16 protein-coding genes are annotated in these 14697 nt (G+C 69.4%); 4 read left to right on the forward strand and 12 right to left on the reverse strand.

Features of this window, described 5'->3' with window-relative positions; all coding sequences use genetic code 11:
- Nucleotides 1–194: 194 nt before the first annotated feature.
- Entirely contained in the window at nt 195–1013 is an 819-nt protein-coding gene (locus tag ACWCYO_RS37790; protein ID WP_449786735.1) for an ABC transporter permease, read from the reverse strand.
- Nucleotides 1010–2098 carry an ATP-binding cassette domain-containing protein gene (locus ACWCYO_RS37795; protein WP_449786742.1) on the reverse strand — a complete coding sequence of 363 codons (1089 nt, stop codon included), beginning with the start codon at nt 2096–2098 and terminating at the stop codon, nt 1010–1012. The genes ACWCYO_RS37790 and ACWCYO_RS37795 overlap by 4 nt, the downstream gene beginning before the upstream one ends.
- Nucleotides 2099–2659: 561 nt before the next feature.
- Here ACWCYO_RS37795 and ACWCYO_RS37800 point away from each other — a divergent pair.
- Nucleotides 2660–4900: an MMPL family transporter gene (locus ACWCYO_RS37800; RefSeq protein WP_270145324.1), complete on the forward strand. Its 2241-nt coding sequence runs from the start codon at nt 2660–2662 to the stop codon at nt 4898–4900.
- A 35-nt stretch (nt 4901–4935) separates the two neighbouring features.
- The gene (gene sbnB, locus ACWCYO_RS37805; RefSeq protein ID WP_449786736.1) at nt 4936–5943 is read left to right on the forward strand and encodes a 2,3-diaminopropionate biosynthesis protein SbnB; all 1008 of its coding nucleotides are present in this window, start codon (nt 4936–4938) and stop codon (nt 5941–5943) included.
- A 144-nt stretch (nt 5944–6087) separates the two neighbouring features.
- Here sbnB and metG read toward each other — a convergent pair whose 3' ends face one another.
- From metG to ACWCYO_RS37820, 3 genes are all read right to left on the reverse strand, one after another.
- Nucleotides 6088–7806 (reverse strand): methionine--tRNA ligase, encoded by a 1719-nt coding sequence (gene metG, locus ACWCYO_RS37810; protein ID WP_270145321.1) that lies wholly within the window; start codon nt 7804–7806, stop codon nt 6088–6090.
- A gap of 115 nt (nt 7807–7921) precedes the next feature.
- Entirely contained in the window at nt 7922–8122 is a 201-nt protein-coding gene (locus ACWCYO_RS37815; RefSeq protein ID WP_270145320.1) for a DUF397 domain-containing protein, read from the reverse strand.
- Nucleotides 8119–8967 carry a helix-turn-helix domain-containing protein gene (locus ACWCYO_RS37820; RefSeq protein ID WP_449786737.1) on the reverse strand — a complete coding sequence of 283 codons (849 nt, stop codon included), beginning with the start codon at nt 8965–8967 and terminating at the stop codon, nt 8119–8121. Before ACWCYO_RS37820 ends, ACWCYO_RS37815 begins: the two co-directional genes overlap by 4 nt.
- Nucleotides 8968–9276: 309 nt before the next feature.
- On the opposite strand from ACWCYO_RS37820, the gene ACWCYO_RS37825 reads away from it, so the two are divergent.
- A complete protein-coding gene (locus ACWCYO_RS37825; protein ID WP_270145316.1) occupies nt 9277–9432 on the forward strand; it encodes a hypothetical protein in 156 nt (51 codons plus the stop codon).
- Between the two features lie 347 nt (nt 9433–9779).
- On the opposite strand, the gene ACWCYO_RS37830 is transcribed toward ACWCYO_RS37825, so the two are convergent.
- The 6 genes from ACWCYO_RS37830 to ACWCYO_RS37855 all read right to left on the reverse strand — a co-directional run bounded on the left by ACWCYO_RS37830 (nt 9780) and on the right by ACWCYO_RS37855 (nt 13234).
- The gene (locus ACWCYO_RS37830; protein WP_270145315.1) at nt 9780–9998 is read right to left on the reverse strand and encodes a hypothetical protein; all 219 of its coding nucleotides are present in this window, start codon (nt 9996–9998) and stop codon (nt 9780–9782) included.
- Nucleotides 9989–10162 (reverse strand): hypothetical protein, encoded by a 174-nt coding sequence (locus ACWCYO_RS37835; protein ID WP_270145314.1) that lies wholly within the window; start codon nt 10160–10162, stop codon nt 9989–9991. The genes ACWCYO_RS37830 and ACWCYO_RS37835 overlap by 10 nt, the downstream gene beginning before the upstream one ends.
- Nucleotides 10163–10292: 130 nt before the next feature.
- Nucleotides 10293–11135, reverse strand: a complete 843-nt coding sequence (locus tag ACWCYO_RS37840; protein ID WP_449786738.1) for a helix-turn-helix domain-containing protein — start codon at nt 11133–11135, stop codon at nt 10293–10295.
- Nucleotides 11132–11635: a DUF6879 family protein gene (locus tag ACWCYO_RS37845; protein ID WP_270145311.1), complete on the reverse strand. Its 504-nt coding sequence runs from the start codon at nt 11633–11635 to the stop codon at nt 11132–11134. Before ACWCYO_RS37845 ends, ACWCYO_RS37840 begins: the two co-directional genes overlap by 4 nt.
- 394 nt (nt 11636–12029) lie before the next feature.
- Nucleotides 12030–12233 (reverse strand): DUF397 domain-containing protein, encoded by a 204-nt coding sequence (locus ACWCYO_RS37850; protein ID WP_270145309.1) that lies wholly within the window; start codon nt 12231–12233, stop codon nt 12030–12032.
- A 2-nt stretch (nt 12234–12235) separates the two neighbouring features.
- The gene (locus ACWCYO_RS37855) at nt 12236–13234 is read right to left on the reverse strand and encodes a helix-turn-helix domain-containing protein (protein ID WP_449786739.1); all 999 of its coding nucleotides are present in this window, start codon (nt 13232–13234) and stop codon (nt 12236–12238) included.
- 188 nt (nt 13235–13422) lie between these two features.
- On the opposite strand from ACWCYO_RS37855, the gene ACWCYO_RS37860 reads away from it, so the two are divergent.
- On the forward strand, nt 13423–13842 hold the full coding sequence (locus ACWCYO_RS37860; RefSeq protein WP_449786740.1) for an ATP-binding protein: 420 nt from the start codon (nt 13423–13425) through the stop codon (nt 13840–13842).
- A 64-nt stretch (nt 13843–13906) separates the two neighbouring features.
- On the opposite strand, the gene ACWCYO_RS37865 is transcribed toward ACWCYO_RS37860, so the two are convergent.
- On the reverse strand, nt 13907–14509 hold the full coding sequence (locus tag ACWCYO_RS37865; RefSeq protein WP_449786741.1) for a GNAT family N-acetyltransferase: 603 nt from the start codon (nt 14507–14509) through the stop codon (nt 13907–13909).
- Between the last annotated feature and the right edge of the window lie 188 nt (nt 14510–14697).

The raw sequence follows: 14697 nt of genomic DNA on the forward strand, positions 1-14697 counted from the left end.
GGGGTGTTGGCGGGGGAGCGGGGTCTGCGGCCGGGCGGCGCGCCGGCGCGCGTGGGCGACTAGGGACGGACGGGCGGATGTCGCCGGGCCCGCCGACATCCGCCGGACCGGCCCTGAGCCCCCAGGCCCATGCGAACGGCCGGTCCGGGCGGGGCACTTACCGCCTCGCCCGAACCGGCCCGCCCCTAGCTCCATCAACGCGTCACCGCGGTGCGGTAGACCCGTAGGTTCACCGGGATCAGCACCGCGGGCAGGGCCGCCACCACGATCACGGCGAGCAGCACCGGGTGCCGGTCCGGCAAGCCGGTGCCGACCACCGCCGGGGCGTTGCCCCACAGCTCGCGGCAGGCCGAGGCCACCAGGCTCACCGGGTTCCACTCGGCCACCGCGCGCAGCCAGGCCGGCAGCCCGGTCAGCGGCATGAACGAGTTGGACAGGAACGACAGCACGACCAGGAACAGCGCCGAGATCCCGTTGATCGCCTCGGCGTTGCGCATCAGCATGCCGACCAGCGCGCCCAGCCAGAGCATCGCGTAGGCGAAGGCCAGCACCAGCACGAAGCCCAGCGCCGCCGAGCCGAAGCCCTGGTGGATCCGCCAGCCGACGCCGAGGCCGGCCAGGGTGACCGCGAAGGCCGCGGCGGCGGTGGTCAGCAGGTCGGCCGCGGTGTGGCTGACCAGCACGGCGGAGCGGCCCATCGGCAGCGAGCGGAAGCGGTCGATCAGGCCGGTGCGCAGGTCGCCCGCCACGCCCAGCGCGGCGACGCCGACACAGGTCAGGCCGACCTGGGCGAACACCCCGGCCATCACGTAGTCGTGGTACTCGCCGGAGCCGGCCACCGTCACCACGCTGGCGAACAGGTAGCCCAGCACGACCACCATGGTCACCGGGGTCAGGGTGATCGCGATGATCTTCTCCGGGGTGCGCCGCAGGTGCCGCAGGTGGCGGCCGATCAGCGCGGCGGTGTCGCCGAGGGCCGTGCCGAGGCCGGCCGGGGCGCCGATGTCACTCACTGCTCGTCTCCCGTCCGTCCGGCGGCGGCCGCCACCGGCTCCCGTTCGGCCCGCTCGGCCGCTTCGCCGTTCCCGCTCCCGGAGCCCCGCTCCGGGGGCTCCGGCTGCTCAGGCCGCTTGGCACCCTCCTCCGGGGCCCGGCCCACCTGGGTGCCGCGCCCGGTCAGGTGGAAGAACACGTCGTCCAGCGACGGGCGGCGCAGCGCGAAGTCCGTCACCGGCACGCCGGCCGTCTCCAGCGCGACCGCGGCGGCCGCGATCGTGCCGATGCCGTCGGCCAGTCGGACGGTGATCCGGCGCCCGGTGCGGTCCACCTCGGGCCGGGCGCCGGCCACCGGGGCGAGCACGGCCAGGGCCTGCGGCAGGGCCGCGTCGGTGCCGATGCCCACTTCCAGCCACTCCTCGCCGACCTTGCGCTTGAGCTCGTCCGGGGTGCCCTCGGCGATCACCCGGCCGGTGTCGATCACCAGGATCCGGTCGGCCAGGAAGTCGGCCTCCTCCAGGTACTGGGTGGTGAGCAGCACGGTCACCCCCTGGGCGACCTGCTCGCGGACCATCTCCCAGAGCACCAGCCGGCTCGCCGGGTCCAGCCCGGTGGTCGGCTCGTCCAGGAACAGCACCTCGGGCCGCCCGATCAGCGCGGCGGCCAGGTCCAGCCGGCGGCGCATGCCACCGGAGTAGGTCTGGGCCGGCTTCTCGGCGGCGTCCTCCAGCTCGAACCGGCCGAGCAGTTCGGCCGCCCGCTCGCGAGCGCCCTTGCGGCCCAGGTGCAGGAGCCGGCCGAGGAGTTCGAGGTTCTCGCGGCCGGTGAGCAGCCCGTCCACGGCGGCGTACTGGCCGGCCAGGCCGATCCGCCGGCGCACCTGGCGCTGCTGGCGGACCACGTCGAAGCCGGCCACCTCGGCCCGCCCCTGGTCCGGCTCCAGCAGGGTCGCCAGCAGCCGGACGGTGGTGGTCTTGCCGGCCCCGTTGGGGCCGAGCAGGCCGAGCACGGTGCCGGCCGCCACCTCCAGGTCGACGCCTCTCAGCGCGTGGTGCTCGCCGTATCTCTTGCCGAGACCGGACGCCCGAATGGCGGTGTCCATCATTCATTCCCCCTTCCACGGAGGTCTGTGGATCGTTCGGAAAGAAGACGCCGGAGCGCGTTCCGGCGCGGAATCGTGAAATGCGGTGGAATCGTTCGGCGGTCGGGCCGGTCGGGCCTCGACGTGTTCGTCGGCCCGTTCGTCGACCTGCTCGTCGGCCGGTCGGGCACCGACGTGCTCGTCGATCGGTCGGGCAGCGACGTGCTCGACGGCCGCTCCGCCACCGAGCTGCCCGGCGACCGGTCGTCCGCGGTCCGAAGGCCGGCCGATTTCTCCGAATCATCGGCCCGGCGTCACTCGAATGTGGCCCGCTCGAATGGTCGTCCCTCAACGGGAAGCGACCGTAGCACCGGCGAAACGGGGCCGGTAAGGGGCTTGGGGCGGCCTCCGCTGGCAGCAGCTTGCCACCGCAGGATGCTGCAACTCCGGTAGGCCCCGCGGCCGTTCTGGAGGGCCTACGGTCATGGGTATTCCCCCGGTCCCCCCTCATGCCGGTGTGGACACATCCAACCCGACTGTCGCCACCGCGGCTTGATCATGCCGCCTATCGCAGGAGAGGTAATGGCACGTCAAAGCAACTTCGCGGCCAGGCTGGGCGAGTGGAGTGCCCAGCACCGCAAGACCGCCGTCATCGGCTGGGTCGTCCTGGTCGTCCTGGTCACCGTGCTCGGTGGCATGGTCGGCCAGAAGAGCCTGACCCAGGCCGACTACGGCACCGGGGAATCGGGGCGCGCCGCCCAGGTCCTCAAGGACGCCGGGATCAACGACCCGGTCAACGAGCTGATTCTGGTCCACAGCGACGGACTGACCGCGGACTCCCCGGAGTTCCGCAGCGCCGTCCAGGCCACCACCGACGCGGTCGACAAGACCGGTCTCGCGGAGAACCTGCGCGACCCGTACACCACCCAGGCCTTCTCGGCCGACAAGCACTCGGCACTGATCATGTTCGCCGTCACCGGAGACCCGGACACCGCGGCCGACCGGATCGAACCGGTGATCACCGCGGTGCAGGACACCGCCAAGGCCCACCCGCAGGTGACCCTCGGCGAGTTCGGCGGCGCGAGCGCCTTCAAGGGCATCAACGACAGCCTCGGCGATGACTTCACCCGCGCCGAACTGACCGCGCTGCCGGTCGCGTTGGGCATTCTGCTGGTGGTCTTCGGCGCCTTCGTCGCGGCCGTGCTGCCGGTCGCCCTGGCGGTCACCGCCTGCATCGGCGCGCTCGGGCTGCTGGCGCTGAGCAGCCAGGCCGTACCGGTGGACGGCATGACCAACTCGGTGATGTTCCTGATGGGTCTGGCCGTCGGCGTCGACTACTGCCTGTTCTACCTGCGCCGTGAGCGCGAGGAGCGGGCGGCCGGCCGGGACAAGGCGACCGCGCTGCGGATCGCCGCCCACACCTCGGGCCACTCGGTGCTGGTCTCCGGCCTCACCGTGATGGTCGCGATGGCGGGCATGTTCCTCTCCGGGCTGACCGTCTTCGAGGGCTTCGCGATGGCCACCATCGAGGTCGTCGCGGTCGCGGTGGTCGGCTCGATGACCGTGCTGCCGGCCCTGATGTCGATGCTCGGCGACAAGGTCGCGGCCGGCCGGATCCCGTGGGTCAGCAAGCGCCGCCAGGCCGCCACGGCCAACCCCAAGCCCGCCAACGCGCTGCTGCGCGGAGTGCTCGCCCGCCCCGGCGTCTTCGCCGTGCTGTCCGCCGCGGTGCTGCTGGCGCTGGCCGTGCCGGCGCTGGGCATGAAGACCGAGAAGCTCGGCATGGACAAGCTGCTGCCCCAGGACAGCCCGCTGGTCTCGGTCTCGCGGCAGATCGACCGGGAGTTCCCCGGCTCGCCCTCGCCCGCCACCGTGGTGGTCAAGGCCGACGACATCGGCTCGCCGCAGATCGCCAAGAGCATCGAGGACTTCAAGCAGGCCGCACTGGCGTCCGGCAAGACCGGCAACCAGATCGACGTGCGGTACTGGAAGGACAAGAACATCGCCCAGATCAGCGTCCCGCTGGCCGGCAACGGCACCGACGCCACCTCCAAGGCGGCCCTGACGGCGCTGCGCGGGCAGCTGGTGCCGCAGACGCTGAAGACCGTCCCGGGCACCACCGCCCTGGTCGCCGGTGACCTCGCCTTCTCGGTCGACTACAACGACCAGCTGGACCGCAGCATCGTCCCGGTGTTCGCCTTCGTCATGGGCGTCACCTTCCTGCTGATGCTCTTCTCCTTCCGCTCGCTGACCATCTCGATCACCTCGATCCTGCTCAACCTGCTCTCGGTGGCGGCCGCGTACGGCGTGATGACCGCGGTGTTCCAGCACGGCTGGGGCGCCTCGATCGTCGGCACCAAGGCGCCGGGCGCGATCGAGTCCTGGATGCCGCTGTTCGTCTTCGTGGTCCTGTTCGGCCTCTCGATGGACTACCACGTGTTCGTGGTCTCCCGGATCCGCGAGGCGTACCTGTCGGGCAAGCCCAGCCGGGAGGCGGTCGGCTTCGGCATCCGCAGCACCGCCGGGGTGGTCACCAGCGCCGGTCTGATCATGGTCGCGGTGTTCGCGGTCTTCGGCACCCTGGGCATGCAGGACTTCAAGCAGCTCGGCATCGGCCTGGCGGTCGCGGTCCTGCTGGACGCCACCCTGGTCCGCGCGGTGCTGCTGCCCGCGGTGATGGCCCTGCTCGGCGACCGCAACTGGTACCTGCCGCGCTGGCTGGGCGGCGGTCGCAGCGCCCGCGGCCACGCCCCCGCCCACGCCGGCGGCGCGCACGCGGCCACCGGGCAGCGCCAGCCCGCCGGCAACGCCTACGTCGGCTGACCCCCCGAACCCCCTTCCCGCCTGGAGCCACCACCGTGTTCGAGTTCAGAGTCATCGACGGCACCACCGCCCGCGAGGTCATCGCGGGAGCCCGCCAGCGGATCGTCCAGGAGGTCCGGGAGACCTACCTGACCCACGGCGCCGGCGAGTCCGTCAACCCCGACAGCTACTTCCTGCGGTTCCCGGCCAAGCCGCACGCCCGGATCATCGCCCTGCCGGCCTACCTCGGCGGCGGCGTCGGCCTGGCCGGCATCAAGTGGATCAGCAGCTTCCCGGCCAACATCGAACGGGGCTTCCCGCGCGCCTCGGCCGCCCTGCTGCTGAACGACTACGCGACCGGCTACCCGTTCGCCGTCCTGGAGGCCTCGCAGATCAGCGCGGCCCGCACCGCGGCGTCCGCCGTGCTCGCCGCCGAGGTGCTCAGCGGCGGCCGCACGGCGGGCCGGCTCGCGGTGGTCGGCGCCGGCATCATCGCCCGCAACATCCTGGAGTTCTTCGGCGCCCAGGAGTGGGCGATCGACGAGCTGGTGGTGCACGACCGGGAGGCGCGGTACGCCCAGGCGCTGGTCGACCACGCCGACTCCCAGCTCGGCTACCCGGCCCGGGTGGTGGAGGACCTGGGCGAGGCGTTCAAGGGCGCCGACGTGGTGGTGCTGGCCACCACGGCGGGCGAGCCGTACATCCTCGACCCGGAGACCTTCGCCCCCGGCCAGCTGGTGCTCAACATCTCGCTGCGCGACCTCGCGCCGGAGATCATCGGCGGCGCGTACAACGTGCTCGACGACGTGGAGCACTGCATGAAGGCCGACACCTCCCCGCACCTGGCCGAACAGCTCTACGGCAACCGGGACTTCGTCACCGGGACGCTCGCCCAGGTGATCGAGGGCGAGGTCGCCGTCGGCGCCGACCGCCCGGTGGTCTTCTCGCCCTTCGGCCTCGGCGTGCTCGACCTGGCGGTCGGCGCGCTGGTGCACGACGAGGCGGTGGCCGCCGGCCGGGCGACCGAGATCCCCGGCTTCTTCGCGGAGACCACCCGCTGGTAGCGCCCACCACCTCGCTCGGCCCGCCCCACCGGGCCGGCCGCGGGCCCGCCCCGAGGGGCCCGTCACCACCGACGAGGGCCCCGACCGTTCGCCTTGCCGCGGTCGGGGCCCTCGTGGTGTGTCCGCCGTGTCCGCCGGTGGGGCTCAGCCCTCGGTGCCGCCGAACCGGGCCGTCCAGGCCGCCAGGTCCTCGTCCGTGATCTTCGCGAACAGCACCGGCGGCACGGTGAACGGCGTCCCGGCCGGGACCAGGCTCAGCGCCCGGGCCTCGTCCTCGGTGATCCAGCCGCGTCCGTCCGCGGGCAGCGCGAAGGCGCCGCGCATCGCCGCCGCCGCGGTCGGGATGAACGGCTCCGACACCACCGCGTACAGGTGGATCAGGTTCATCGCCGTCCGCAGGGTCAGTGCCGCCGCCTCCGGGTCGGTCTTCACCTGCAGCCAGGGCGCCTTCTCGTCCAGGTACGCGTTGCCCGCGCTCCACAGCGCGCGCAGCGCCTGCACGGCCTTGCGGAAGTTGAGCGCGTCCAGCTGGGCCTCGTACTCGGCCAGCAGGCCGGCGATCTGCTCGCCGAGCCGCGCCTCGGCCTCGCCGGCGACGGCTCCGGCCGGGACGGCGTCGCCGAAGCGCTTGCGGCTGAAGGAGAGCACCCGGTTGACGAAGTTGCCGAGGGTGTCGGCGAGGTCCTTGTTGACCACCGAGGCGAAGAGGTCCCAGGTGAAGCTGGAGTCGTCCGACTCGGGGGCGTGCGCCATCAGGAAGTAGCGCCAGTAGTCGGCCGGCAGCAGCTCCAGCGCGACGTCGGTGAAGATGCCGCGCTTCTGGCTGGTGGAGAACTTCCCGCCGTAGTACGTCAGCCAGTTGAAGGCCTTGACGTAGTCGACCTTCTTCCACGGGCGGCGCGAGCCGAGGATCGTCGCCGGGAACATCACGGTGTGGAACGGGACGTTGTCCTTGGCCATGAACTCGGTGTAGCGGACGGTCCGGTCGGCCTCGTACCACCAGGACTTCCAGTCCCGCTGCCCGGCCGGGGCCGCGTCCGCCCACTCCTTGGTGGCGCCGATGTACTCGATCGGGGCGTCGAACCAGACGTAGAACACCTTGCCCTCGGCGGCCAGTTCGGGCCACACGTCGGCCGGCACCGGGACGCCCCACTCCAGGTCGCGGGTGATCGAACGGTCCTGCAGTCCCTCGGTCAGCCACTTGCGGGCGATCGAGGAGGCCAGCACCGGCCAGTCGTCGCCGTGGTCGGCGATCCACCGCTCGACCTCGCCGGTCAGCCGCGACTGGAGCAGGAACAGGTGCCGGGTCTCCCGGACCTCCAGGTCGGCGCTGCCGCTGATCGCCGAGCGCGGCTCCAGCAGGTCGGTCGGGTCCAGCACCCGGGTGCAGTTCTCGCACTGGTCGCCGCGCGCCCTGTCGTAGCCGCAGTGCGGGCAGGTGCCGACGATGTAGCGGTCCGGCAGGAAGCGGCCGTCGGCGTTGGAGTACACCTGGCGGATCGAGCGCTCCTCGATGAAGCCGTTGCGCTGCAGCTCGCGGGCGATCTCCTGGGTGATCTCCCGGTTCTGCGGCGAGGAGCTGCGGCCGAAGTGGTCGAAGGACAGCCCGAAGCCGTCGTACACCGCCTTCTGCGCGTCGTGCGCCTGCGCGCAGAACTCGGCGACCGGCAGTCCGGCCTCCTGTGCGGCCAGCTCGGCGGGCGTGCCGTGCTCGTCGGTGGCGCAGATGAACAGCACCTCGTGGCCGGTCTGGCGCAGGTAGCGGGAGTAGACGTCCGCCGGGAGCATCGACCCGACCATGTTGCCCAGGTGCTTGATCCCGTTGATGTACGGAAGGGCGCTGGTGATCAGGTGCCGAGCCATCCTCGGATGCTCCGATTTCTCCCGCACGCGCACCCCACCCGGAGTGCTGTGCCAGGCGCAGGGGTCCACTGTGGGCTGTCAAGCCTACCGCCGCCGTACCGGCGCAGCCCGCACATTACGGCCGGCTGAAGTCGGCGTACCGGTCGAACTCCCCGGCCTTCACCCCGCGGACGAACGCCGCCCACTTGCGCGGCGTCGTCCGCACCACCACCTCGGGCAGGTCCGACTCGCGGATCTCCACCAGCCCGCCCGCCGCTCTTACCTCCACGCAGTCGGTGCTCTCGCCGCTGGCTGACGCCTTGCGCCACGTACTCATGAGAAGTCTTTCAGTAAGGCCCGGATGAAGTCCCGGGACTCGGCCGTCCCGAGCGCGATCGCCGCGGTCTTCTCCTTGATCCGGCGGTAGGAGGCCAACTCCGCCTCGGAGTGCACGAACTTCGGCCCGTGCGTGAGGTCGATCTGGACGGTGTCGAGCTCCGGGACCGGCCCGCGGGCGAGGTACAGGCTCTCCCCGGATCCGGTGTAGGTGGGCACGCTGAACGGGATCACCCGGATCTCCACCCCCGGCCGCTCGGAATTCTCCAGCAGGCTCCGCAGCTGCTCGCGCAGCACTTCCGGACCGCCGAACTGCATCCGCAGCGCGGACTCGTGCAGGATCGCGCTGTACGGCTTCGGGTGGTCGACGAAGATCTGCTGGCGCCGGATCCGGAACGCCTTCCGGACCTCCGCCTCCTGCCGGTAGGCCTCGGGGAGCCGCTCGAACACCGCGGTGGCGTAGTCCGGGATCTGCAGCAGCCCGGGGATGAAGGTGCTGTTCAGGATCGACAGCGATTCCGCGTGGTGCTCCATCTCCGCGATGTCGACGATCCCGCTGGGCATCCGCCCCCGGTAGCCGTCCCACCAGTACTTACGGCGGTCCTGCGTCATCGCGAGCAGCGCGTCGAGGTACGGGCCCTCCGGGCAGCCGCAGGTGCGCGCCCAGATCCGGAGCCGCTCGGCGCTGATGCCCGACTTCCCGTTCTCCATCTGGGAGATCTTGGGCAGGTCGGTGCCGATCGTGGCGGCCAGGCTCTTGGGCGTCACGCCCACGCGCTCGCGCATCTTGCGCAGTTCGATTCCCAGACGCTGCTGGCGCACGGTCGGCGACAAGCGGGGTGGCATGACTCTCTTCTCCGGATTTGCGGCTACAGGTCGATGCTTCCGGTGAAGTGTGCCGTGCACACCGGGCACTAGCTAGCAAATCGGGGGATACCCCACGATGGAGTGAACGTCCGGTCCCTCGGTAGCAACTCTGGCACCCTGACCCTATGGTCGTTCGTGTCACTCGCTGACTTGTTGCCCCCTAAACAGTCGCCGATCGGCCGTAATCACACAGCAGATGCATGGTCAGGGCGTCCGACACCACCGACCGGAGACAGCCGTGCTCCTTCCGCCGCCCCTCCGTCCTCCTCCCCGCATTCCCCTGCCCTGGTGAACGCCCTTCTCGTCGCCGGACTGTCCACCCTCCTCCTCGCCGTCCTCTTCGTCGGCTGGCTGGTCTGGCTGGTCAACACCCAACCCCGGCTCCCCCGCCCCACGAAACGCGAGTTCGCCCCCCACCGCCCCACCCCCGCCGACCGCGATTAGCCACCCCCCACCCACCTCCCCCACCGACGGGCCTGCGCTCCCCGCGTAGGCCCGGCCCAGGTTTCAGGCGCGTTGCCTCATCGGACAAGTGAACTGTGGCCAGAGCCTGTTGGGACAGACGATCACGTAGTGGCCGGACCACCGACTCGCGGACACCCACCGGGACCGCACGACGTCCGAGGCGCCGTACCTGGACCTGCGAGAGGTCGAGTTCGTACAGGTTGCGCTCACTCATCGCAATGCACCTTCCTGTGTGGCTTCGGGGCGCGGAACGGCCCCGTCCCGCCCAGAACTTGGGCGGAAGATTCAATGGGGAAGCCAGCGGAAGGACAAGCGATGCCGGGCCGCTACCCGCGCGAGGCCTGCCAGTCGAAGAACCCGCCCGGGGCATCATCCGGCGGGACCAGATCGGAGCGCCGGACCACGCGCTCCACCCCGCCGCGCAACGGGCGGACGTAGATGCAGGTCGCGCCGATCTCCATGATCTCCACGGCGGCACCGGTACGGCGTTCGTAGACCCGCTGGCCGGCCTCCGGCACCCACTGCTCGGCCATGATCAGTGCCACAAGCTGATGCGCGTGGTGAGCTGGTCAGCGGGCACCTGCCGCACCGGCGCATCCGGCTCGAACAGCGCCCGAACCAGGGCCCGCCCGTCCTGCGCCCCCACCACCTCGACCAGCCGCCCGGTCGTCAGGTCCTTCCGCACCGGATTGTTGTTGATCCGCTGCATGAGCTCCGCGTGGGAACGGCGACGCCTCGAACCGGTCGATTGCGTAAATCCTGCAGCGGACATGGAACGCTCCTGTGACTCTCGGACGGTTTCGGCGAGTCACCAAATTACGATGGAGCAGGGTCCGTTGCTAAATGTTTTCCTGTTCTCGAAAGAACTCGTCCCTGATTCCTTCGACAAGCGAGCGCATATCGTCTGCGTGAAGCGCCGCAGCATCGAATCTGGAGAATGTCGAAAGATAGAGACTGACATCCTTGGGGTCGCGCGTGGTGATCTCTGAATGGAAGGTCTCCACCATGACCAGGCGATCGTCATGCATGCTGAAGCACGTCATCGGGAAGTCCGGCATCGGTTTGGCGAGGGGAAGGACTCCGATGGTCACATTGGGAAGCCGAGACAGCGAAATCAGGCGATCGAGCTGAGTGGCCATGACGCCAGAAGGGCAGACCCTCCACCGCAATACATGCTCACAAATGACGAAATGAAATTCTCGATGGCGGTCGTACAGGACAGCCTGGCGCTCGATTCGAGCCGCGATCGTCTTTGCCTTGGATTCTTCCGGTAGCTCCGGGGGTAGCGAGAATACGGCGGAGACGTATTCGGCGCTCTGGAGCAGTCCAGGGATCAGTTGTCCCTGGAACAGTCTGAGAACAGTCGTCCGGGCTTCGATGGCCTTGATGGCCTGCTGATGCTTCCAGTGGCCCATGCGGCGGAGTTCCCGCCAGGCAGTCTGTTCAGTGGCCGCGCCGCGGGCTGCGTCCAGGAACTCGGCTTTGGCTTCGTCGGATATGCCGAGCGCGGACAGGATCATGTCGACGTCTTGCACACTCGGCAGGGTCCTGCCGTTCTCGATCTTCGAAAGCTTGGCCGGAGACATGGAAGCCCTGCGGGCGACGGTCTCGGCAGTCTTTTCCGAGGCGATCCGCAACGCCCGCAGGGCTTTACCCAAGTCGTTGTGCTGTTCCCCGCTCAAGCCGCCGAGTACTCCCCGAAGGGCACGGCGTTCGCCAGGGCGATGTCCCGATACTTCCGGTACTCGTTCAGGCGGGCATCGGGCAGCAGTTCGGCGCCGAGGAATTGCCCGGCGTCCGTGTAGTGCATCCGGTAGACCCGGGCGTCGTCGAACAGCCAGAAGTCGTGGTCGGGCAGTCCCGCCACCTCCTGCCGAGCCGTGTCGATGATGCCGATCGACTCGCCGGCCGTGACGTTGCCGGGGTACGAAGCCAGCTCGTACCGGAGGTAGTCCGACAAGGGGGACTGGAGTACGTGCACCCGGCCCACCTGCTTGCCCAGATCCGTCATGGAGCGAACCCAGGGGTTGTCGGAGGACTCCGGCGGCAATCCTTTTCCTGCAAGGAAGTCGGCGAATTCCTCGCGTTCCTCGTCCACGTCGTAGACGGCCAGCGTTTCGAGCCGGAAGGCCGTTCGTTCGAATGTCTCGAAGAGGCGGCCGAAGTCTTCACCCTTGAGCACGGAAGTATCCCTCCAAGACCGCAGCGGGGATCACGACCGCCGACTCGCCGTCAGGCAGATTCAACTCCGCCAGGTGGCGATGATCGGTGATCGCGTATCCCTGGACCACGTAGTCCCCGGTCTCGGTGCCCCACAGGGTGGGGCAGGCTCCGTTCTTGCAGGACCCATCCCCAGCAAGCCAACGCAGCATCAAGTGCCTCCAGTTGTCGCTTGGTTCCTGTCCCTCCGATGATCCTGCCCGCCAAGACTGCGGGTCAAGAACCTGATCTTTCGAGAACGGGAAAGCCCACCAGCCATGCTGGACAGGTGATCGGCACCTCCGAGCTCTGCGCGACGGGTCCTGTCTTTTGCCGGCGGCCTCTTGTGACGCGCAAGAGGCCGCCGGGTCGAACCGTCAGGCGTTGGCGGCGAAGTGGTCGAACTCGCCGCGCTTGACGCCTTCGATCCAGAGCGCGAACTTGGTGGGCGTGGTGACGATGACCGAGTCGGGGACGGCGGACTCGCGTACCTCGATGAGGCCCCGGTCGTTGACGGACACCTCCACCGAGTTCCCGCCGTCCTGTGAGCTGCTGGTCGACTTCTGCCAGTGTCGGGGCATGGCTACCTCTCCAATTCGAGTCCGTGTTTGATGTGTTGGATGACTCCCCAGGAGTCCCGCTCCGAGTACGGGTCGGATGACGTACTTGCGCTGCCTGGGGGAAGCGCGAGTCGGTGGAGATCGTCGAAGCGACTTCTGAACTTCCGCACCGTCTCCGGAAGATCGTGGAAGGCCAGCTCGCCGGGGCTGTCGATGATGACCGTGGCGAGGTGCGCAGAGGCCGGCTCGGTGATGAGGAAGGGGCCGCTGTAGGGCGGTGTTGCCCTGGCACTGAACGGGAGGACCTGGAGGGTGACGTTCGGCTTCTCGGAAGCCGCGAGCAGGTGAGCGAGCTGGCGGCGCATGACATCGCGCCCGGCGAAGGACATCAGCAAGGCCGCTTCGTGGATCACGAAGTGGAACTCCGTCGGCGTGTCCAGGATCTGCTGTCGGTCCAGGCGGAATGCCACAGTGTTGTCGAGCTGCTCTGGGGAGAGCGGGTATCCGCCTGTTGTGAACAGTTGGCGCATGTACTCCTTGGTCTGGAGCATGCCGGGGATCAGGAAGGTCTCGTAGTTGAGGTAGGCCCTGTTCGACCAGTGCTCCAGTTCGGCAAGGTCCAGAGCGAATGCGGGCACCCGGCGCTTGTGGGAGCTCCACCAGCCTCTGCCGTCGCTGGCTCCGAGAGCAGCGAGGGTAGCCAGGTACTCCTCATCCGTGCAGCCATAGAGCGCGGCGAGTTCGCGCATCCGGATCTCGTCCAGGCCGGTGCGCGCAGCTTCGATGTGGTTCAGCTGCGGTCCACGCATGCCGACGTGTGCAGCCGCCGTCTGCACCGCAACGTTGGCGTCCAACCGGAGGCGGCGCACCTCGGCGCCGTATCGTCGCTGACGCTCGCTGATGTGCGCTCGCAGAGCCAACCGTCCGTCCCTTCCCGTGGCACCGGCAGTGTTGCGCGTGGGGGTCGCGCAACGCCACCCCCATGGGACCCACCGTAGCGTCACCCTTACGAGTGGTTGCATTAATGCGGGGGTCTGCCCTACCTTCAGTATCAGGTCGACTACTGAATGTCGATCAGATCCCGAAGCGCACCCCGGGTGTGGGGGTGCAGGCTGCCGACGCCTGCCCCCTCCGCCGTCGGCGGGGGCAGGCCACGGGATACCTCTTCTCTCCCAGGTGCTTTCCACTCAACTCAGGGCTGGAGAAAGCCATGTGCCTTCCACAGTTCGGCCCCTCCCGGGGCCCGCTCGCCTCCGAGTTCCGGCTCGACCTCTCCCCGCCGGCCCTTCCCGGGATGGTCGGGCCGATCCGCCGGTTCCTCCGGGACGTCCTCCACTCCATGGGCCTGGACCCGGATGCGGCGTGCCTCATCCTCTCCGAGCTGGTGACCAACGCCCTGGTCCACGGGGAGGGCCGACCGGGCATCACGCTCGAACTCCGTTGCGGCGAGCTGTACATCACGGTCTCCGACGCCTCGGGGAACCAGCTCCAGCGGCAGGCCCGGGACGACTCGCGGGCGAGCGGCCGGGGCCTGGACATCGTCGAGGCCCTCTCGGACACATGGGGCGTCGAACTGATCGGCAGCTACGGCAAAGCGGTGTGGGCCGTGGCCAAGTTGGCCGAGCGGTGATCTGGTTGACCGCCCTGCTCTTTTCGCTCCTCTTTACGGGGTGGCTGGCATGGCGCGTGGCCGCTCAGTCGCGCGAAAGGCGCTCCGTCAGGCGGGACTTGGCGGCGGGCCACTCGTCGGCGAGCATCGAGAAGTAGGCGCTGTCGCGCCAGATGCCGGTGGGGCGGAGGCGGTGGCGGCGGAAGGTGCCCTCGTACTGGGCGCCGAGGCGCTGGATGGCGTTGCGGGAGCGTTCGTTGAGGGCGTCGGTCTTCCAGAAGACGCGGCCCATGCCGAGGTCCTCGAAGGCGTGGGTGAGCAGCAGCAGCTTGGCCTCGGTGTTGACCGCGGTGCGCCAGACCGAGCGGGCGTACATGGTGCCGCCGATCTCCAGGTACTCGTCCTTGGCGTTGAGGTCGTAGTAGCCGGTGACGCCGACGGCGGTGCCGCTGGCGAGGTCGACGGCGGCGAACTCCACGGATTCGCCGCCGGCGCCCTCGGCGATGCGGGCGTCGATGATCGCGCCGAGCTCCTCCTCGGTGGCGGGCGGGAGGTTCATGGTCCAGCGCCAGACCTCGGGCTCGGAGCCGATGGTGGCCCAGAGGTCGGCGACGTGGCGGCGGGCCAGCGGCTCCAGGCGGATGTGGTGGCCGGTGAGGGTGACGGGCGTGGGCAGCTTCGCGGTCATGATCCGAACGTAGCGCGGTTCTGCACTAGAGGCAATGGACTTCCGTACTAGTGCAATCCTGGGAGGGCAAAGCCGAGGGCCCCGCGGGACGGATACCGTCCCGGGGGGGCCGCGGGAGCGGTCGGGGGCAGAAGTAAGTGTTGATAGGAATAGGGGGGGGTGTGGTAATGATGGATTGTTATGATGGG

This window comes from Kitasatospora sp. NPDC001683 (assembly GCF_053596495.1).

Excerpts from the sequence above, each read along its gene's own strand:
- ACWCYO_RS37795 (WP_449786742.1), bottom strand. The coding sequence starts at position 2,098 with ATGGACACCGCCATTCGGGCGTCCGGTCTCGGCAAGAGATACGGCGAG.
- ACWCYO_RS37800 (WP_270145324.1), top strand. The coding sequence starts at position 2,660 with ATGGCACGTCAAAGCAACTTCGCGGCCAGGCTGGGCGAGTGGAGTGCC.
- metG (WP_270145321.1), bottom strand. The coding sequence starts at position 7,806 with ATGGCTCGGCACCTGATCACCAGCGCCCTTCCGTACATCAACGGGATC.
- ACWCYO_RS37815 (WP_270145320.1), bottom strand. The coding sequence starts at position 8,122 with ATGAGTACGTGGCGCAAGGCGTCAGCCAGCGGCGAGAGCACCGACTGC.
- ACWCYO_RS37820 (WP_449786737.1), bottom strand. The coding sequence starts at position 8,967 with ATGCCACCCCGCTTGTCGCCGACCGTGCGCCAGCAGCGTCTGGGAATC.
- ACWCYO_RS37835 (WP_270145314.1), bottom strand. The coding sequence starts at position 10,162 with ATGCAGCGGATCAACAACAATCCGGTGCGGAAGGACCTGACGACCGGG.
- ACWCYO_RS37850 (WP_270145309.1), bottom strand. The coding sequence starts at position 12,233 with ATGCCCCGACACTGGCAGAAGTCGACCAGCAGCTCACAGGACGGCGGG.
- ACWCYO_RS37855 (WP_449786739.1), bottom strand. The coding sequence starts at position 13,234 with ATGCAACCACTCGTAAGGGTGACGCTACGGTGGGTCCCATGGGGGTGG.
- ACWCYO_RS37860 (WP_449786740.1), top strand. The coding sequence starts at position 13,423 with ATGTGCCTTCCACAGTTCGGCCCCTCCCGGGGCCCGCTCGCCTCCGAG.
- ACWCYO_RS37865 (WP_449786741.1), bottom strand. The coding sequence starts at position 14,509 with ATGACCGCGAAGCTGCCCACGCCCGTCACCCTCACCGGCCACCACATC.